This is a genomic window from Giesbergeria anulus (assembly GCF_900111115.1).
GTDB lineage: Bacteria > Pseudomonadota > Gammaproteobacteria > Burkholderiales > Burkholderiaceae_C > Simplicispira > Simplicispira anulus.
In genome coordinates this window covers 162,741-181,482 of sequence record NZ_FOGD01000003.1, presented here as the reverse complement: position 1 = coordinate 181,482, position 18,742 = coordinate 162,741, and the positions used below count along the sequence as shown (strand labels likewise).

Sequence of the window (18,742 nt, the reverse complement as noted above, 5' to 3'; positions counted from 1 at the left end):
CATTACCCGCATTGGAGCCTTATTGTGAGCACTGAACCCTCCTCCTCCCCCCGTGCTGGTGGCGTGCGCCTGCACATCAGCGGCCTGAGCAAACGTTACGGCAGCCGCACCGTGCTCCACCATGCCCATCTGGACATTGAACCGGGCCAGTTTGTGGCGATTGTGGGGCGCAGCGGCTGCGGCAAGAGCACGTTGTTGCGGCTGGTGGCTGGGCTAGAGCCAGCCACCAGCGGCCAGATCACTGTCGATGGTCAGCCCCTGAACGGCTTGTCCAACGATACCCGCATCATGTTTCAAGACTCGCGCCTGCTGCCTTGGAAGCGGGTACAGGCCAATGTAGCCTTGGGCCTGCCGCCCGAAAAGCATGATGCTGCCGCGCAAGTGCTAGAGCGTGTCGGTTTGGGAGAGCGCCTGCACGAGTGGCCTGCGCGCCTGTCCGGCGGGCAACGCCAGCGCGTCGCTTTGGCCCGTGCGCTGGTACACCAGCCGCGCCTGCTGCTGCTAGACGAGCCACTGGGTGCCCTTGACGCCCTGACACGTATCGAAATGCACCGCCTGATCGAAGGACTGTGGCGCAGCAGCGGCTTTACGGCCCTGCTGGTGACGCACGATGTGCAAGAGGCCGTGGCCTTGGCCGACCGGGTGATTTTGATTGAGGACGGCCAAATCGCCCTAGACCAAGTGATTGATCTGCCCCGGCCCCGCTCGCACGGTGATGCCCGCTTTGCTGCGCTGGAAAAACGCATCCTTGACCGGGTGTTGCAAAAGCCTGACCAGCCCCATGATGAACCACTGTGGCCCGGCATTCCGGCCCACGGCTTGCGCTGGGCCGTTTGAGATGAATTTCCAGCAATTACGCTCTGTCCGCGAGGCCGCACGGTGCGGCTTTAACCTGACCGAGGTGGCAGCCATGCTGCACACCTCCCAACCGGGCGTGAGCCGCCAGATTCGCGAACTGGAAGAAGAATTGGGTGTCGAAATTTTTGCCCGTGCTGGTAAACGCCTCACGGGCCTGACCCCCCCCGGAGACGCCCTGCTGCCGATTGTGGAGCGCCTGCTGCTAGAGGCAGACAACCTGCGCCGGGTAGGCAAAGACTTTAAAGCCAGCGAACAGGGCCGCCTCTCCATTGCTGCCACCCATTCACAGGCCCGTTATGCGCTGCCCCAAGTGGTACGCGATTTTCGGGTGCTGTTTCCGCAAGTGAGCCTGCACCTGCACCAAGGCTCTCCCAGCCAAGTGGCGCAAATGCTGCTCTCTGGTGAGGCTGATATTGGCGTAGCCACCGAGGCGCTGGCAGGCTACGATGCACTGCTCACCCTGCCCTGCTACCGCTGGACACACAGCATTGTGGTGCCGCCTGAGCATCCGCTGTTGGCCCATACCGGGCCGATCACGCTAGAGCAATTGGCCTGTTACCCCATCATCACCTACGAGCTGGGCTACACCGGACGCGCCCATATTGACGAGGCATTTGCGCGCGAGGGCATCACCCCTGATATCGTGCTCAGTGCGATGGACGCCGACGTCATCAAAACCTATGTTGAGCTGGGCATGGGCGTGGGCATTGTGGCCTCGGTGGCCGTAGATGCCGAACGCGACCGCCATTTGCGCCTGATTGATGCAGGCCACCTGTTTGAGGTTAACCTGACCCGCTTGGGGCTGCGCCGGGGGGCTTGGCTGCGCGGCTACGCCTACAGCTTCATTGAGTCATTTGTGCCCACCCTGACCCGTGCCGTGGTCGAGCAAGCCATGCAAGCTCCTGCTGGCTCACTTCACCTGTCTTGAAAGCGGTAGCGCAACGCGCCGCGCCTGCACTTCTTTGGTGTAATCAGTGTGCTGGCACCGAATAGGGGTGCTGGCATTTTCTGTTTTCCTAAGGATAGTTTGAAGCAAGGATGCGGGAGAAAGGGCGTGCTGGGCACGCCGCGCTATCCCTTCTTGGCCTTTAGGGCCAAGGTTTCCCGCGCACACTGATGAGCATTTCTTCCACCACTACCGCCAGCGTTTTGCTAGAGCGCAATGCGCATGGCCGCTTAGTACTAACACTGCCCAATGGCACCCAACACACCGATGTGCAGCCGGTGCGCGCCTTTCCCATTGCCGCCCCCGGTGAGGGCCTATCGTTGGTGGGCAGCAACGGCCACGAACTGCTCTGGATTGAGCGTCTGGCCGACCTGCCTGCCGGGCCGCGCAGCCTGATCGAAGAAGAACTGGCGGTGCGCGAATTTATCCCGGCGATCCAAAAAATCTGTGCGGTGTCCAGCTTTTCCACCCCCAGCACGTGGGAGGTAGAGACCGACCGGGGGGCGGCGCAACTGGTGCTCAAGGCCGAAGAAGACATTCGCCGGTTGGCCGGGCGCACACGTCTGCTGATTGCCAGTGCCGATGGCGTGCAATTCAAGATCGATGACAGCACGACGCTGGACAAGGCTTCGCGCCGCCTGCTGGAGCGCTTTTTATAAGCCACAACGCACAGTCTGCCGCCTGCTGTCTGGGGCGCTGGCAGGCATTGGCCCTAGGAGCCTTGACCCAATTTTTGCGGACCAAAGCGTACATCTGCGGTATCTTTAGGCCCACTTTGTGCCTCATTGAAATGCCGTGATGTCCCATATTCATTCTCCTTTTGTCGATCCCCTATTGCAGCGCCGAGCTGCCTTGCTGGGCGGGCTGGCTTGCCTAACCCTGCCATCGATGGCTTTGGCCGCTACGCCAACCGCAGAATCTATGTCCGCCGATCACTGGCCCCGGCATTTGTCGGTGCCCGGTGGTGTAGCGCGTCTATCGCTGGGGCCAGCGCCGCAGCGGCCCGTGGCCCACACTGGGGAGGTGCCTGTGCTGGTGCTAGGTGATGCCATTGAGTGGACGGCCTTGGTTGGTATTCCTTTGGCAGCCACTCCGGGCGCGGCACAGCTTGCAGTGCAACAGCCCGGAGGTGGCATCAGGCAACTGCCCTATACCGTGGCCCCGAAAAGATACCAAGAGCAACAATTGAAGGTAGCGCAGCGCACGGTTGATCTGTCTCCTGAAGACAACGCACGCTACGAACGCGAACGCGACCACCAACGCCACATCATGGCTACCTGGAGCGAACCTTTACCCACTACCCTGCGGATGCAGGTGCCCACGCCGGGGCGGCGCTCCAGCTCGTTTGGCCTGCGGCGGGTGTTCAATGGGCAAGCGCGCAATCCGCACAGCGGTATGGACATTGCCGCTGCCACCGGCACGCCGGTGCTCGCACCACTGCCGGGGCGGGTGATAGACGTGGGTGATTATTTCTTCAACGGCCAAACCGTTTGGCTTGACCACGGCGGCGGCCTGCTCTCAATGGTGTGCCACCTCAGCCGCACGGATGTACAGGTGGGCGAGCTATTGCAGACCGGACAGCGCTTGGGTGCCGTAGGGGCTACAGGCCGTGCCACCGGCCCGCATCTGCATTGGGGCGTGATGCTCAACCGCGCTATGGTCGATCCGGCGCTGTTTTTGGTGGGCTAAAACCACCCACGCATAAAAAAAGCGCAACCCACAACGGGCTGCGCTTTTTTATCGTCTAAAGTGTGCCGCCCTGATGAAAGGGCAGCTCTCAGTAGTATTTAACGTGCGGGACGGGCAGGACGCTTGCGTGCATCGTGCGGCGCAAAGGAGGGCTTGCCACCGGCAGCGCCGCCACCAGCGTGCTTAGAGAAGGCGGGCTTGCGCGGTGCGAAATCACCACGGGGAGCCATCTCGCCACGGGGGGCAAAATCACCGCGTGGTGCGCCACCACGGGGGCCGTCAGCAAAACCGCCACGACCACCGCCATCACCAAAACCGGGCTTGCGGCCATAGCCTTCACCGTCACGGCGGGGGGCTGCCGGGGCAAAGCCACGGTCTTCACGCGGGCCACCAAAGCTGCCGCCACGGTCATCGGGGCGACCTTGAACGCGCGGACGGTCATTAAAGCCGCTGGCACCACCAAAGTTGCGCTCACGGTCGCCACCAAAGCCACCGCCAAAGCCGCCACGGGAGCCAGAGCCACCGCCGCCGCCAAACTTACGGCCACCGCCACCACCGCTGCGGCCACCGCCAAAGTCACCTTGTGGGCGGCTACCGGGCTGCGGGAAGCGTTGCACAGGCTCTAGGCCCGGAACCACTTCCGCCTTGAACTGCTGGTGCGTATGGCCTTCGATGTCGAAAATCTTGCGACGGTCGCGGAATTCAGCAAAGGTGATAGCCAAACCATCGCGGCCAGCACGGCCTGTGCGGCCAATGCGGTGGGTGTAGTCTTCGGCCTTCATGGGCAGACCGTAGTTAAAGACGTGGGTGATGGTGGGCACGTCAATACCGCGTGCTGCCACATCAGTAGCCACCAAAATTTGCACTTGGCCTTGGCGCAAGGCCATCAGGCGGCGATTGCGCAAGCCTTGGCTCAGGGCACCGTGCAGAGCAACGGCGCTAAAGCCTTCTTGTTGCAAGTCAGCGGCCAAACCATCGCACTCGACTTGGGTGCTGGCAAACACAATGGCTTGGTTGATCGACGTATCACGCAGCCAGTGGTCGAGCATCTTGCGCTTGTGTTGCGCGTTGTCGGCCCAGTACAGCACTTGCTTGATGTTGACGTGCTTCTCGTGGGGAGCATCGTTTTGGATTTTCTTGACCGACGAGCCGCCATCGTGCATGACGCGCATGGCCAACTGCTGAATGCGCGGCGCAAAGGTCGCGCTGAACATCATGGTTTGCTTGCGTTGGCTGGTCAATTGGTTGACTTCGGCCAAATCATCGGAGAAGCCCAAATCCAACATACGGTCGGCTTCGTCCACCACCAAGAACTGCACCTTGTCCAGCTTGATTTGCATCGAGCGTTGCAAGTCCAGCAGGCGGCCTGGAGTGGCTACCACCAGATCAGCGTTTTGCAGCTTGGCAATTTGCAATTGGTAAGGCATACCGCCCACCACATTGGCTACGCGCAGGCCACGGGTGTGCTTGACCAGATCAATAGCGTCGTGGGCTACTTGTTGGGCCAACTCACGGGTGGGGCACAGAATCAAAGCGCCGGGGGTGGCAGCCTTGAAGTTGCGTTGATTGGTCGGGTCTTTACGCTTGGCACGCTTGGGGGGGGCTTCGCCACGGGCAATAGCCTCGGCAGCGGCGCGTTCGTATTCGGCGCGGGCTTCGGCTTCGGCTTCGGCCATTTGGCCAATCAGCGTGTGCAGCACGGGCAGCAAGAAGGCGGCAGTTTTGCCGCTGCCGGTTTGGCTAGAGACCATCAGGTCAATGTAGCGGCCATTTTCGCCACCAGCGCCCATAGCCAACGGAATGGCTTTGAGTTGCACGGTGGTGGGCTGGGTGTAGCCCAGATCGGCTACGGCTTGCACCAGCTCAGGGGCCAAACCCAGCTCGATAAAGCCATTGGGTTCTGCGGTCACGGCAGCGTCATCGGCCAGCGCAATGGTGTCTTGCAGAGAAACTTCGGAAATAGCGGCGTCAGCAGAGGCGAAATCGCCCTGCACTTGAAAAGTGTCAGTCATATTTTTCTCACACGAGAACAACGCTGGCAAGGTGCCAACGGTGGCTTCGTTTATGGTTAAAAAACATCAACCATCAAACGAAACCTGCACCAACGGACGTGTTGGCGCGGCTGGGTATCTAACACGAACTACAAAGCGCTTGGCTTGTTAGCTCGCAGACCCGATGTGTGAAGGGAGATGCACAATCTGCATCAGCATTTGCTGTGCAGTTACCGATTATTACATAGTTAAGGGTTTCCCCGCAAGTTTTATACGGCCAAAAAATGCTGGCGGTAGTGCAATAGCTCATCGATGGACTCATGCACATCAGCCAAAGCGGTATGTTTTTGCGCCTTTTTAAAGCTGCTGTAGGCCGTTGGCTTCCAACGCTTGGCCAACTCCTTGAAGGTGCTCACATCCACATTGCGGTAATGAAAGTACGCTTCTAACTTAGGCATGTAGCGCGCCATAAAGCGCCGGTCTTGGCCTATGCTGTTACCGCACAAAGGTACCTTGCCCTTAGGGATGTATTTCTTCAAGAAATGGATCAGTTCGTGCTCGGCCTCGGCCTCGGTGGTAGTAGAAGCCTTGACCTTGTCGATTAGGCCGCTGCGGCCATGCGTGCCCCTGTTCCAAGCGTCCATTTTGCCCAATAGCTCGTCGGACTGGTGAACCACCAGCACCGGGCCTTCAACGCGCACGGTCAATTGGGCATCGGTGATGACCACGGCAATCTCAATAATGCGCTCAACTTCGGGGTTCAGGCCGGTCATTTCGCAATCGAGCCAGACCAGATTTTGGTCGGATTTGGCCAAGGTGGGAGGGGTAATGTGCGGGGTGTCTGACATGGGGCGCGATTGTCGCCCATGCCCTACACTCCGGCTCCATGCCTGCTGCTCCTTCTGCTTTTTTTACGCCTTCTCTGGCATTGAGCATGGCCTTTGCGGCCACGCTGGTGTTGGGCCTGCTGCTCAAGTTCTGGCTGGCCTCGCGCCAGATTCGCCACGTGGCCCGCCACCGCGATGCCGTGCCAGCAGCCTTTGCCGGACATATCACCTTGGCAGCACACCAAAAAGCTGCCCGATATACCTTGGCAAAAGCACAGCTGGGGTTGATCGAGATGGCGCTAGGTGCTGCCGTACTTTTGGGCTGGACACTGCTGGGGGGGTTGAATGCCCTTAACCAAGGTTTGCTGGAGTGGCTAGGCGGCGGCATGGCGCAGCAATTGGCCCTGCTGGCCTGTTTTGTGCTGATCGGTAGCTTGATCGAGCTGCCGCTCACGCTGTACCAAACCTTTGTCATTGAGCAGCGTTTTGGCTTTAACCAGATGACTTGGCGCTTGTGGCTGGCCGATGCGCTCAAATCTATGCTGGTGGGAGCCATCATCGGACTGCCGCTGGCCGCTACCGTGCTTTGGCTGATGGGGGCCGCTGGCCCTTGGTGGTGGCTGTGGGCTTGGGGCTTATGGATGGGTTTTAACCTGTTGCTGATGGTGGCCTATCCGATGTGGATTGCACCGCTGTTTAACAAATTTCAGCCCTTGGCCGATGAAGCACTGAAGGCCCGTGTCACGGCGTTGATGGAGCGTTGTGGCTTTAAGGCGCAGGGGCTGTTTGTGATGGATGGCAGCCGACGCAGCGCCCATGCCAACGCCTACTTTACCGGCTTTGGTGCCGCCAAACGGGTGGTGTTTTATGACACCCTGCTCAAGCAACTGACCCCCGGCGAGGTAGAAGCAGTGCTGGCCCATGAGTTGGGGCATTTTCACCACCGCCATATTTCCAAGCGCATGGTGATGCTGTTTGCCTTGAGTCTGGCCGGTTTTGCCTTGTTGGGTTGGTTAGCCACACAGGCGTGGTTTTATACCGGCTTGGGCGTGCAGCCCAGCTTGGCCTTGTTGGTGCCCAACGCCTCAGCCGCCCCCAACGATGCCGTGGCGCTGTTGCTGTTTTTGTTGGTGGTGCCGGTGTTTACCGTGTTTCTGGGGCCGGTGCTGGCGCAGTTTTCGCGCCGCGATGAGTTCCAAGCCGACGCCTACGCCATGCAACAGGCCAATGGTGCCGATTTAGCCAGTGCCTTGCTCAAGCTCTACAAAGACAACGCCTCCACGCTCACCCCCGACCCGGTGTACGTGCAGTTTTATTATTCCCATCCCCCTGCCAGTGAACGGCTGGCCCGGATGCCTTTGGTACCACACACAGCGGCATGAGCCATTTTTCCAAATCCAAAAAAGCGGCCGCTGCCAGCGCAGCCAGTGCGCTAGAAGCCGGGCTAGTGGTAGCCAGTCATGGCCGCCACTGCATGGTAGAAACCCCCGACGGCCAACGCCGCATTTGCCACCCACGGGGCAAAAAAAGCCAAGCGGTGGTGGGCGATACGGTGCTGTGGCAAGCCCCGCCCCCCGGCCAAGGCGAGGAGGGCACGATAGAGAAGGTGCAAGAGCGGCGCAACCTTTTTTACCGCCAAGACGAAATCCGTACCAAATCATTTGCCGCCAACCTCGATCAGATACTGATCCTGATTGCCGCCGAGCCAGTGTTTTCTGAGAGCCAACTGGTGCGGGCATTGGTGGCCGCTGAGGCCGCCCACATCAAACCCATTATTGCGCTCAATAAGAGCGACTTGGCCGGGCCGTTTGCCGCCGCTTGGGCACGTCTGCAACCCTACTGCCACATTGCAGGCAAAGATGGGCAGCCGCATTACCCCGTGCTGGGCCTATCACTCAATGCCAACCCGCAAGCCCAGCGCGCCGAGTTGTTGCCTTATTTAGAGGGAAAAACGACCCTCGTGCTGGGGCCATCGGGTGCAGGCAAAAGCACGCTTATCAACTTGTTGGTGCCGGGTGCCACCGTGCTGACCAATGAAATCTCACAGGCGCTCAATTCTGGCAAACATACCACCACCAGCACCACGCTGTATTGGGTAGATGCCCAGCGCAGCACCGCACTGATCGACTCGCCCGGCTTTCAGGAGTTTGGTTTGCAGCACATTGCCCCCATGCAACTGGCATCTTGTATGCCCGACATTGCTGCCCACGCCAGCGGCTGCAAGTTTTACAACTGCACGCACCTGCACGAGCCCGGTTGTGGCGTGCTGTCGGCCTTGCAAGCGGGCCACATCAGCGCCAACCGCTACCGCATTTACGGCGATCTTTTTGCTGAACTGGGACAGACACGCTATTGAACCTTTGGGCACAATCGCTATAATGTCCGGCTTTGCTGGCATCACCCCGTCGGCCAATACTAGTTACGAGACGGGGAACCCGCCATGCATGGTCTTGAGGCCCGATCTCCCCAAGACCCTCTGCGGGCATATATTTGGAAAACATTAGCTAATGACCACCATCCGTGTAAAAGAAAACGAACCCTTTGACGTTGCTCTGCGCCGCTTTAAGCGCACCATCGAAAAGCTGGGCCTGCTGACTGACCTGCGCGCCCGCGAGTTCTACGAAAAGCCCACTGCCGAACGCAAGCGCAAGAAGGCTGCTGCCGTTAAGCGCCACTACAAGCGTGTGCGTTCCATGCAACTGCCCAAAAAGCTGTACTGATCGACAAACTCCAAGTTTGCTTGGAATTTCAACCCGCGCTAGGGACGCCGAGCGCGGGTTTTTTGTTTTTCGGGCTGGCAAAAAGCCCGTGGATTGTTCACTCTAGGAGATAACGATGAGCCTCAAAGACCAGATCACCGAAGACATGAAAACCGCCATGCGCGCCAAAGACAGCGAGCGCCTAGGCACCATCCGCCTGTTGCTGGCGGCCCTCAAGCAAAAAGAAGTCGATGAGCGCGTGGTGCTGGACGATGCCGCCGTGGTAGCCATCGTGGACAAGCTGGTCAAGCAACGCAAAGACAGCATTGCCGCCTTTGAGCAAGCCGAGCGCCAAGATCTGGCTGACAAAGAAAAGGCCGAGCTGACGGTGCTGCAAGCCTACCTGCCCCAGCGCATGTCTGCCGAAGAAGTCACAGCCGCCGTACAAGCCATTGTGGCCGAGTTGGGTGCCAAAGGCCCCGGAGACATGGGCAAGGTGATGGGTGCGGTCAAAACGCAACTGGCAGGCAAGGCCGATATGGGCCAAGTTTCTGCCGCCGTGAAGGCAGCGCTGGCAGGCTAAGCCTCAACTACCCGCCACCTTCATCCGGTTGATAAGCAAAGAACCCACGGTTTTGGCACCGTGGTTGTAGGCATCAGCGCCAATGGCCTCGATGCCTTTGAACATATCCTTGAGGTTGCCCGCAATAGTGATTTCATGCACCGGGAAGGCAATCTGGCCGTTTTCGACCCAAAAGCCGCTGGCACCGCGTGAATAATCGCCGGTCACGTAATTGACGCCTTGGCCCATCAGCTCAACGACAAACAGGCCGGTGCCCAGCTTTTGCAGCATGGCGGCCAGATCATCGCCCGCCTTGGTGCGCCGCGAAGCCATGACCAAATTGTGCGAACCGCCCGCATTGCCAGTGGTTTTCATGCCCAGCTTGCGCGCTGAATAGCTACTCAGGAAATAACCCTCTACGCGGCCAGCCTCCACCACTTGGCGCGGCGCTACGCGCACGCCTTCTTCGTCAAAGGGTGAACTGCCCTTGCCACGCAGGATGAACGGGTCTTCTAAGATGTCGATGTGCTTGGGAAACACCTTTTTGCCCAGCGAGTCGAGCAAAAATGTGCTCTTGCGGTACAGCGCACCACCACTGATGGCTTGCACAAAACCACCGAGCAAGCCAGCAGCCAAGGTCGATTCAAACAGCACCGGGCATTCGGTCGTGGCAATTTTTCGGCTGCCCAAGCGGCTTAACGCACGTTCGGCGGCATAGCGGCCCACCGCAGCTGGTGCCGCCAAATCGGCAGCATCACGCATGGAGCTGTACCAAGCATCGCGCTGCATTTCGGCATTGCGCCCCGGCAGCGAGGCAATCGGTGCCACCGAGATACTGTGGCGCGAGGTGGCATAGCCGCCCCGAAAGCCATGCGTATGGGCACTAAAAAAGTGGCTTTGCTGGGCTGAGACACCTGCGCCTTCGCTGTTGGTGATGCGCTTGTGGGTAGCCAGGGCAGCGGCCTCACACTCCATGGCGAGGCGGGCGGCTTCTTCGCTGCTCAAAATCCACGGGTGGAACAAATCTAGGTCACGGTGGCTGCTGGGGGGCGCAATATCGGCCTCATCGGGCAAGCCTGCCACCGGGTCTTCTGCGGTAAAGCGGGCAATATCGTAAGCCGCCTGCACCGTGCGCTCGACGGCAGCGGGTGAAAAGTCGGACGTGCTGGCATTGCCACGCCGGTGACCGACATAGACGGTAATGCCCAAGGATTTGTCGCGGTTGCGCTCGACGGTTTCTAGTTCGCCCTTGCGCACGTTAACGGATAGGCCGCAGCCCTCAGAGGCTTCGGCACCGGCATCGGTGGCTCCCAGCTTCTTGGCATGGGCCAAGGCGCTATCGACCAGTCCTTCAAAAAAGGGTCGGCTGTAGCTAAAGCCGGTGTCGGGGCGGTCGGCACCGGCAGCGGGGGTGTGGGTGGACTTGGCTGCTGGGGCAGCGCGGCGAGAAGGGGAAGCGGCAGAGCGTGTGGGTTTCATTGCCCGGCTATGATACTTGCGCCCGCTCCCCGGCCCTGTATGACCGGGCAGCGGGGGCGTTGGGCTGCAACACCGCCACCACGCCCCTATCTCCCGGATCTACCATGTCACGTAAACCCAAAAAAGGCTATTTTGTCCGAGGCCATTTTGTTGCCGAAGGCAGCGAACTCGATATCGAGCTCAAGGCCGAGCTCAAAGGCACCCCTGATGCCAGCCGTACCGACCTCAAGCGCGAAAGCGATGCCCTACAAGACTTGGGCAAAGAATTGCTCACGCTGCGCGCCGATCTGTTTAACCGCATTGGCCTGCCCGATAAGCTGGCCGACGCCTTGGCTGAGGCCCGGCGCATCACTAACTTTGAAGGCAAGCGCCGTCAAATGCAGTTTGTGGGCAAGCTGATGCGCAAATTGGATGAAAACACCGTAGCGGCGGCACGCGCCGCCTTAGATGAGCAGCGCAACGGCTCTGCCGCCGACAAGCAGCGGCTGCACCAAGCCGAACACTGGCGCGATGTACTGATTGCCCAAGATGCTGCCCAAGCAGAATGGATTGCCCAGTACCCCGACACCGATATTCAGCAGCTGCGCGCACTGATCCGGCAAGCGCGCAAAGATGCGCCAGCACCGCACGACGCAACCGTGGCCGAATCGCAAGGGCTGGCCCCCCGCAAGGGGCGGGCCTACCGCGAACTGTTTGCGCTGGTGCGCGAGCAACTGGCTGCTGACAGCCAATAGCGCGGCGGTTGAACCACCGCCACCACAGCGTGGGAACCAATGGGAAAAACGGTGCTCTTTCTGGTAAGCCATTAAGGCTCCAACCAGAAAGACCGCACGAGCAGCCCATGCCGACATCCACGCCCATTCTCCCCGGCAGCCTACTGTCCTGGTGGCCTTGGTCGCTGTTGCTCATCACCACAGCAGCGGCGGCGCAGACCAGCGCTGCAGGCCCTGCGGGTGCAGCACCACCCAGCCCGTTGCCATACACATCGGCTCTGAGCGCTTACCAAGCCTATACCGACGAGCAGGTGCAGCCTTGGCGCGAGGCCAATGAGCGCGTGGGCCGTATCGGGGGCTGGCGTACCTATGCCAAAGAAGCAGCGCGCGGCACATCTGCCCCACAAGCCCCCGTGGCTAACCCACACGCTGGACAGCACCAGCACGCCCAACCATGAGGAGGAGGCAAGCACGGCCTTGCCTCGGCACACAATGGGCCTTCGCCGCCGTCATGGTGGCGCTGCTGTCGGGTTGCACCAGCGTCAGCCTTGAGCAGAACCTTGAGCGAGTCAACGCAGAGACCGCTGCTTTCGCTGGCGGCCCCCTGTCGTTGGCCCGCGACCCTACAGAGCATATGCAGCGCCAGCAGGCAGCCACCAAGCTATTGCGCGCCCCCGTGGGGCAGCCAGAAGCTGTGCAGCTCGCTTTGGTCAACAGCCCAGCCTTACAAGCCTTGCTGGCCCAAGGTTGGGCGCAATCGGCAGACGCGGCCCAAGCGGGCCGCATAGCCAACCCCGTGTTCAGCTTTGAACGCATGGTGGCCGGTGACAGCTTGGAACTGGGCCGCGCCTTGTCTTGGGGCTTGCTCGATGTGCTCACGCTGCCTGCACGCCACAACATGGCCCAACGCGGCATAGAACAGGCACAGCTGCGTTTGGCAGGTGATGTCGTCGATCACCTCACCCAAGTGCGCCAAGCTTGGGTGCGTGCCGTAGCAGCGCAACAGCTACACCACTACGCCCAACAGGTATTGGAGAATGCACAGGCCAGCGCCGAGCTGGCCCGTCGTATGCAGGCCGTGGGCAACTTCAACCGCCTCAGCCGGGCCAGAGAGCAGGCCTTTTATGCCGACGCAGCCACGCGCTTGGCGGCGGCGCAGCATCAGGCCACGTCCAGCCGCGAAGTATTGGTGCGTTGGCTAGGGCTAGACGCAGCGCAAGCGGCCATGCTCCAACTACCAGCACGTTTGCCCGATCTGCCCCAGCAAGCGCTGGCACCAGCGGTGGTGGCCGCCACCGCCAGCAAGGCACGTCTGGACATCCGACTGGCACAAAGCGCCCTAGACGAGGCCAGCAAAGCACAGGGCATCAAGCAAGTAACCAGCCTGACCGACATCGAGCTAACCGCCCGCCGCAACAACCATTTTGACGATGCAGCGGGCAGCCGCTCGACAGCGCGGGGCTACGAAATCAGTGTGCGCCTGCCCATTTTTGACTGGGGCACCATGCAGCGCGATGCGTGGAATGCGCGCACACTGGCCGCCGCCCACCAGCTTGAAGCGGCCCTGCACGCAGCAGGCTCCGGGCTGCGTGAGAGCTACTCCGCCTACCGCACCGCCCACGACATCGCCCGCCATTACCGTGACGAGGTGATTCCCTTGCGCAAGGTGATCTCGGATGAGAACCAACTGCGCTACAACGGCATGATGATTGGGGTCTTTGAGCTACTGGCCGATGCCCGCGACCAAGTCAATACGGTGATGGCCGCCATCGATGCCGAACAGCAGTTTTGGCTGGCCGATGCCGCCCTGCAAGCGGCGGTGATGGGCCGCCCCACCAGCCATAACGCTTCCCTGTCCATAACGACCACCAGCGCCCCCAGCGGCGGTAGTGCAGGCCATTGAACACGAGAACCCTGCCATGACCTCCAGAAGAGATTTTTTCAAATTTGCTGGCGTCGCTGGGGGGGCTGTGGCCACCAGCAGCGTCAGCCGTGTGGCGATGGCCGCCTTGCCTGAGCCGGTCATCCAAACCTCGGCAGACACCATGGCCCCACTGCTACCCAGCACCGGCCACCCCTATAACCCCGTGGTCACGCTCAATGGTTGGACTTTGCCTTGGCGCATGAACCAAGGTGTCAAGGAGTTCCACTTGGTGGCCGAGCCGGTGGTGCGCGAAATGGCCCCCGGCTTCAAAGCCCACCTCTGGGGCTACAACGGTCAAAGCCCAGGCCCAACAATTGAAGTGGTCGAAGGCGACCGGGTGCGCATTTTTGTCACCAACAAGCTGCCCGAACACCACGCCGTACACTGGCACGGCCAACGCCTGCCCAATGGTATGGACGGCGTGGCCGGATTGACCCAGCCCGCCATTGCGCCGGGCAAAACCTTTGTTTATGAATTTGTGGCACGGCGGCCCGGCACCTTCATGTACCACCCGCACGCCGACGAAATGACGCAAATGGCGATGGGCATGTATGGCTTTTGGGTCACGCACCCCAAGGGCAAGCACCCGTTGATCGACACCGTGCAACGCGATTTTTGCTTCTTGCTCAATGCGTTTGACATTGATCCGGGCAGCTACACCCCCAAAACCATGACCATGCTCGACTTCAACCTGTGGGCATGGAACAGCCGTATCTTTCCGGGCATTGACTCGCTCAACGTACGCTTGGGCGACAAAGTACGCATCCGCGTGGGCAATCTGACCATGACCAACCACCCCATGCACTTGCACGGCCATGAGTTTTTTATAACGGGTACCGACGGTGGCCCCACCCCCAAAAGCAGCCGTTGGCCTGAAGTAACCACCGATATTGGCGTGGGGCAAATGCGCCAGCTAGAGTTTGTTGCCGACGAAGAAGGCGATTGGGCGCTGCATTGCCACAAAAGCCACCACACCATGAACGCGATGGGCCACGCCGTACCTACCTTGATTGGCGTCGATCATCGCGGCATAGCGCCCAAAATCCACCCACTCATCCCAGATTACATGGTCATGGGCGAGCGCGGCATGGCAGACATGACCGAAATGGAGATGCCCCTGCCCGATAACACCATACCCATGATGACCGGCCAAGGCCCGTTTGGCTCGGTCGAAATGGGTGGCATGTTTAGCGTGCTCAAGGTGCGCAAAGAGCAAAAACCGGGCAACTACCAAGACCCCGGCTGGTTTCAACACCCTGCTGGCACCGTGGCCCATGAGTACACCCGCCCCTTGGCTGAACCGGCGCGGTTCAAGGCTGAAGGCGGTCAATCCATGCCGCGTGTACAAAAAACGGCCACGCCCACCTCGGTGCAAGTGCGCAAGCCCGGCGCGCACCGGGGTCATTAAATCTGTGAGTTCAAGCTAAAAAATAAACACCATGAAAAAGACGCTTACCCTGTGGGCCTTGGCTGTGACAATGGCGGTGCCTCTCAGTAGCTTGGCACAGGCTACGGCAGAAGAGCACCATCATCCGCATGACGGCACACCACTGGCCGCAGCCCTGACCGATGGCGAAGTCAAAAAGATTGACCTAGACAACGGCAAAATCACCATCAAACATGGCGACATCCGGCACCTCGATATGCCGGGCATGACCATGGTTTTTAGCGCCAAGGACAAAAACTTACTCACTCCCCTGAAACCGGGCGAAAAAATCCAATTTATGGTGGTCACAGAGAGCGGGAAGATGGTGATTACCGAGATTCACCCTGCCCGATAACTGCTGCCTGGTGGCGGCTCAGGAAACAAACACCGGGTCAGAAAAAACCAAGGTGCCATCTTTGCGCACCATCAGGTTGTCGGCTTTCAGGATGTCCGGGAGCAACTGGTATTCTTCAATAAATTCTGACAGGGCCCTGAGTGCCGATTGCATCGGCACATCGCCAAATGGCTGATCGCCTTGCGTTAGGTGGTACATCGCCATTCGGCCCATGCGTGCGCCCAACTGGCTCCAGCGCCTGCACCCTTCCCAATAAGCCTTGCTCAACTGGGCAGCCACGATGGCCGCCTGCGACTCCGGGGTTAGCGGGTAGAGCCGCTCCATCTCTAGCAGGCAAAAGCGGTAGCCAGACTGTGCCTGACCAATGTCACCGTGGTCGGCATAGACGATAGGAAAGTGCTTTCCTTGGGGCCTATCGGTAGCCGTATGCAACCAATAATCGGCAGGCGAGCTCACCACTTTGTAAACCCGTTCACCATCGCCCTTGTCTAGCACAACAGAATACTGCCCGCGCCCAATTTCTTCTTTGCCATCCAGCAACGGATGTGCTGGCACCGGGTCGGGCAGCACTGGAGCGGCACCGTTTGCCACCGTGCCAAAACCGAAATTGAAATTGACCACGAGATAGCCCTCCTCGTGGTAGAAGATTATCTCAATACGCCCCAGAAAAGTGCGCTAAAACCAGCAACCGAGCCTCAATTATCGCTATGGCTGTTCAGATTGCATAGTTTCGTTGGCAGGGTCGGTATCCGGCAAGGCAAAGCTCTCGCTGGCCCAAGCGCCCAAATCCATCTGCTTGCAGCGCTGACTACAAAAGGGCCGCCACGGATTGCCGGGGCCGTACAGGCTTGGCCCCTTGCACGCTGGGCAGGTCACGGTGCGCGTAGCCACCAAAGGAGTGGAATCGGTCAGGGCGGCAGTTACAGGCATGGCAGATTTGGCGGACATCAAGCACACAAAGAGAGTTCAAAGGCGGCGTCTTCAGTGCTGGGCAGCAATTGCCCATCGGGCTGCATTTGCAGCATACGCACCGACACCCGCAGCCGATTGCCACTGATTTCTGGAACCAAGCCCAAGGTGGGGTCAATGGCTAAGCGCAGTAGCTGAAAGGTACGCCCCTGCGGCAAATTTTGCTGAAAACTGCCTTGCAGCGCCGCCATTTTTTGCGGCACCCCGGTATCGCGCAACAACTGCATCAATATATAAATGGACTCGGCCAGTGGTGCCAGCGTGGCCGTCCACTCTTGCAAGGCTTTTTGCCGCACCCCCGGCTCGGCACACTGCCAAGCATGGTAGCTGGGCAGATCAAAGCCACAGGTGCCCCCCGGAATACCCATTCGGCTGCGGATGCTCATGAGCCAGTCGTTCTCAGTCAAGACTTGGCCGCTACGCCCGGTTTGCTCATTGAGTGCCGCAAAGCAACGCTCTAATTGTGCCAATACAGCATTGAGCGCTTTTTCTGAGATGGCCGGATTCCTGCGGTAACTTTCAAGCAACTGTTTTTGCTTATCGATGTCTTTGAGTACATCGGTTTTGAGGTCGGTGCGCGCACCTACCTCAATGATTTCAAACAGGGTGGCTAGGGCAAAGTGGTGATCGAGCGGATGGCTGCGCGGAATCAGTTCGCCCATGCGGCGAAAAAGCTGCTCCAGCCGCAAATAAGTGCGGATGCGTTCGTTGAAGGGGTATTCGTAGAGGATCACACTGCCGGATTTTTGAGAAAAGAGGGGCGCAAACGACCTGCGCAGAGCAGGCCACTAAAGCAAAGCCTTCGATCATAGCCCGAACCACTGTAGTAGTGCGTGCACCTCTTGTTGCAGTGCAGCAAATGACAGCCCATCGTTGTAAAGAACCATATCGGCATGGGCCAGCCGCTGCTCGCGGCTGGCTTGGGCCGCCAAAATACGCTCAATAGCAGCGCGCTCTAAGCCATTGCGCGCCATGACGCGGGCCACTTGGGTTTCTGGGCGACAGTCCACCACCAATACGGCATCGAGCCGCGCTGGCCAGTGCTTAGACTCCACCAGCAGTGGAATATCCAGCACCACCAGCGATGCTCCGGCATCCAGTGCTGTCTGCGCCCGCTGCTGGGACAAGTCGGCCACCAACGGATGGATGATGGCTTCAAGCTGCTGGCGTGCCGCTGCGTGGGCAAAGGCGTGGGCACGCATCCGGTCTCGGTCGAGAGCGCCACGGGCATCGACAAAATCGGCACCAAACACTTGGGTAATGGTCGGCATGGCCGCGCCACCCGGCCCCGTGACTTCGCGGGCAATTTGGTCGGCATCGACCAGCGCTGCGCCGTGCTCGGCCAGCATCTGCGCCACGGTACTTTTGCCACTACCAATGCCACCCGTCAGGCCCAAGCGTTTGGGATGCAGCGCCATACTCACAGCCCCAGTGCGCCCAAAATGGTTTGCAACACCACCTGTGGCCCCCAGACCAGTGCAATCAAACCAGCACCGACCAAAAATGGCCCAAAAGGTACATAGCCGCCTTCACGCAGCGAGCTGGCTAACTTAAGGGCAATACCCACCACGGCACCCACCACAGAGGCCATCAAAATCAGTGGCACCAGCGCCTGCCAGCCAAACCAAGCACCAAGAGCCGCAAAGAGCTTGAAATCGCCATAACCCATGCCCTCTTTGCCAGTAGCGAGCTTAAAAGCCCAATACACCAGCCACAGCGACAAGTAACCCGCCACCGCCCCCATCACGCTGCTAAACAGCGCAAGGCTCGTCCATTGCAGCGCCGAGGCCAGCAGCCCCGCCCACAACAAGGGCAAGGTCAAATCATCGGGCAGCAGTGTAGTGTCCCAGTCAATAAAGGCCAGCGCCACCAACGTGGCAGAGAAGCCACACCAAGCCAGTCCAGTGGGCGTTAGGCCCCACCGTTGGGCGCAAAAGAAGAACAATCCGGCGGTGAGCAACTCGACCAGCGGGTAGCGCAAGCTAATGCGGGTCTTGCAGTCTGAGCAGCGCCCGCGCAGGGCCAGATAGCTCAACACCGGAATATTTTCATACCACTGCACGGGGTGCCCACAAGAGGGGCAACGCGAGCGTGGCGTCCAGAGGTTAAAACGTGCAGGTGCGTCAGCAGGGGCAGGGGGGTTGCCTGCGGGAGCTTGACTGGCCACATAGTCGGCACATTCTGCCGCCCATTGCTGCTCCATCATTTTGGGCAACCGGTGAATCACCACATTCAAAAAGCTGCCTACCAACAGCCCCACCACACCCAGCAAAATGGCATCCAGCCACGGATCGACACCCATCA

General features: G+C 59.7%; 21 protein-coding genes. 13 read left to right on the top strand and 8 right to left on the bottom strand.

All coding sequences use genetic code 11. The annotated features are described in order from the left end of the window. Positions 1-24 precede the first annotated feature (24 nt). The 4 genes from BMX55_RS07735 (at position 25) to BMX55_RS07720 (ending at position 3,493) form a co-directional block, all read left to right on the top strand. A complete protein-coding gene (locus tag BMX55_RS07735; RefSeq protein WP_091455376.1) occupies positions 25-837 on the top strand; it encodes an ATP-binding cassette domain-containing protein in 813 nt (270 codons plus the stop codon). Position 838: 1 nt separating this feature from the next. After that, the gene (locus BMX55_RS07730) at positions 839-1,786 is read left to right on the top strand and encodes a CysB family HTH-type transcriptional regulator (RefSeq protein WP_091455374.1); all 948 of its coding nucleotides are present in this window, start codon (positions 839-841) and stop codon (positions 1,784-1,786) included. 188 nt (positions 1,787-1,974) lie between these two features. Further along, complete coding sequence (locus BMX55_RS07725; RefSeq protein ID WP_091455372.1) at positions 1,975-2,463, top strand: cyanophycin metabolism-associated DUF1854 family protein; 489 nt, start codon at positions 1,975-1,977, stop codon at positions 2,461-2,463. Between the two features lie 139 nt (positions 2,464-2,602). Then, on the top strand, positions 2,603-3,493 hold the full coding sequence (locus BMX55_RS07720) for a M23 family metallopeptidase (protein ID WP_177172852.1): 891 nt from the start codon (positions 2,603-2,605) through the stop codon (positions 3,491-3,493). A 98-nt stretch (positions 3,494-3,591) separates the two neighbouring features. On the opposite strand, the gene BMX55_RS07715 is transcribed toward BMX55_RS07720, so the two are convergent. Further along, positions 3,592-5,505, bottom strand: coding sequence for a DEAD/DEAH box helicase (locus BMX55_RS07715; protein ID WP_091455369.1), 1,914 nt, complete (start codon positions 5,503-5,505; stop codon positions 3,592-3,594). A 248-nt stretch (positions 5,506-5,753) separates the two neighbouring features. After that, complete coding sequence (orn, locus tag BMX55_RS07710) at positions 5,754-6,332, bottom strand: oligoribonuclease (RefSeq protein WP_091455366.1); 579 nt, start codon at positions 6,330-6,332, stop codon at positions 5,754-5,756. Between the two features lie 38 nt (positions 6,333-6,370). On the opposite strand from orn, the gene BMX55_RS07705 reads away from it, so the two are divergent. The 4 genes from BMX55_RS07705 (at position 6,371) to BMX55_RS07690 (ending at position 9,593) form a co-directional block, all read left to right on the top strand. Further along, entirely contained in the window at positions 6,371-7,693 is a 1,323-nt protein-coding gene (locus tag BMX55_RS07705; protein WP_091455364.1) for a M48 family metallopeptidase, read from the top strand. After that, positions 7,690-8,667 (top strand): ribosome small subunit-dependent GTPase A, encoded by a 978-nt coding sequence (rsgA, locus tag BMX55_RS07700; RefSeq protein WP_091455361.1) that lies wholly within the window; start codon positions 7,690-7,692, stop codon positions 8,665-8,667. The genes BMX55_RS07705 and rsgA overlap by 4 nt, the downstream gene beginning before the upstream one ends. A gap of 151 nt (positions 8,668-8,818) precedes the next feature. Further along, the gene (rpsU, locus tag BMX55_RS07695) at positions 8,819-9,031 is read left to right on the top strand and encodes a 30S ribosomal protein S21 (RefSeq protein ID WP_007833691.1); all 213 of its coding nucleotides are present in this window, start codon (positions 8,819-8,821) and stop codon (positions 9,029-9,031) included. Between the two features lie 115 nt (positions 9,032-9,146). Then, entirely contained in the window at positions 9,147-9,593 is a 447-nt protein-coding gene (locus BMX55_RS07690; protein ID WP_091455359.1) for a GatB/YqeY domain-containing protein, read from the top strand. Between the two features lie 3 nt (positions 9,594-9,596). On the opposite strand, the gene pmbA is transcribed toward BMX55_RS07690, so the two are convergent. Then, complete coding sequence (gene pmbA, locus BMX55_RS07685) at positions 9,597-11,051, bottom strand: metalloprotease PmbA (protein ID WP_091455356.1); 1,455 nt, start codon at positions 11,049-11,051, stop codon at positions 9,597-9,599. 104 nt (positions 11,052-11,155) lie between these two features. Here pmbA and yjgA point away from each other — a divergent pair, with 104 nt between their 5' ends. The 5 genes from yjgA (at position 11,156) to BMX55_RS07660 (ending at position 15,469) form a co-directional block, all read left to right on the top strand. Then, positions 11,156-11,785 carry a ribosome biogenesis factor YjgA gene (gene yjgA / locus BMX55_RS07680; RefSeq protein ID WP_091455353.1) on the top strand — a complete coding sequence of 210 codons (630 nt, stop codon included), beginning with the start codon at positions 11,156-11,158 and terminating at the stop codon, positions 11,783-11,785. A gap of 107 nt (positions 11,786-11,892) precedes the next feature. Beyond that, positions 11,893-12,222, top strand: a complete 330-nt coding sequence (locus tag BMX55_RS07675) for a hypothetical protein (protein ID WP_091455351.1) — start codon at positions 11,893-11,895, stop codon at positions 12,220-12,222. Positions 12,223-12,275: 53 nt separating this feature from the next. Then, positions 12,276-13,667 carry a TolC family protein gene (locus BMX55_RS07670; RefSeq protein WP_245751323.1) on the top strand — a complete coding sequence of 464 codons (1,392 nt, stop codon included), beginning with the start codon at positions 12,276-12,278 and terminating at the stop codon, positions 13,665-13,667. Between the two features lie 16 nt (positions 13,668-13,683). Next, complete coding sequence (locus BMX55_RS07665) at positions 13,684-15,096, top strand: multicopper oxidase domain-containing protein (protein ID WP_091455738.1); 1,413 nt, start codon at positions 13,684-13,686, stop codon at positions 15,094-15,096. Between the two features lie 22 nt (positions 15,097-15,118). Further along, positions 15,119-15,469, top strand: a complete 351-nt coding sequence (locus BMX55_RS07660) for a copper-binding protein (protein ID WP_091455345.1) — start codon at positions 15,119-15,121, stop codon at positions 15,467-15,469. An 18-nt stretch (positions 15,470-15,487) separates the two neighbouring features. Here the strand turns inward: BMX55_RS07660 and BMX55_RS07655 are convergent, their stop codons facing one another. The 5 genes from BMX55_RS07655 to BMX55_RS07635 all read right to left on the bottom strand — a co-directional run bounded on the left by BMX55_RS07655 (position 15,488) and on the right by BMX55_RS07635 (position 18,740). Next, entirely contained in the window at positions 15,488-16,090 is a 603-nt protein-coding gene (locus tag BMX55_RS07655; RefSeq protein WP_218144468.1) for a hypothetical protein, read from the bottom strand. Between the two features lie 84 nt (positions 16,091-16,174). Continuing rightward, positions 16,175-16,417, bottom strand: a complete 243-nt coding sequence (locus BMX55_RS07650; protein ID WP_425432058.1) for a DNA gyrase inhibitor YacG — start codon at positions 16,415-16,417, stop codon at positions 16,175-16,177. Beyond that, entirely contained in the window at positions 16,417-17,172 is a 756-nt protein-coding gene (zapD, locus tag BMX55_RS07645; protein WP_091455342.1) for a cell division protein ZapD, read from the bottom strand. The genes BMX55_RS07650 and zapD overlap by 1 nt, the downstream gene beginning before the upstream one ends. Before the next feature lie 72 nt (positions 17,173-17,244). Further along, positions 17,245-17,856, bottom strand: coding sequence for a dephospho-CoA kinase (gene coaE / locus BMX55_RS07640; RefSeq protein ID WP_091455340.1), 612 nt, complete (start codon positions 17,854-17,856; stop codon positions 17,245-17,247). A gap of 2 nt (positions 17,857-17,858) precedes the next feature. After that, positions 17,859-18,740 carry a prepilin peptidase gene (locus BMX55_RS07635; protein WP_091455729.1) on the bottom strand — a complete coding sequence of 294 codons (882 nt, stop codon included), beginning with the start codon at positions 18,738-18,740 and terminating at the stop codon, positions 17,859-17,861. Positions 18,741-18,742 lie beyond the last annotated feature (2 nt).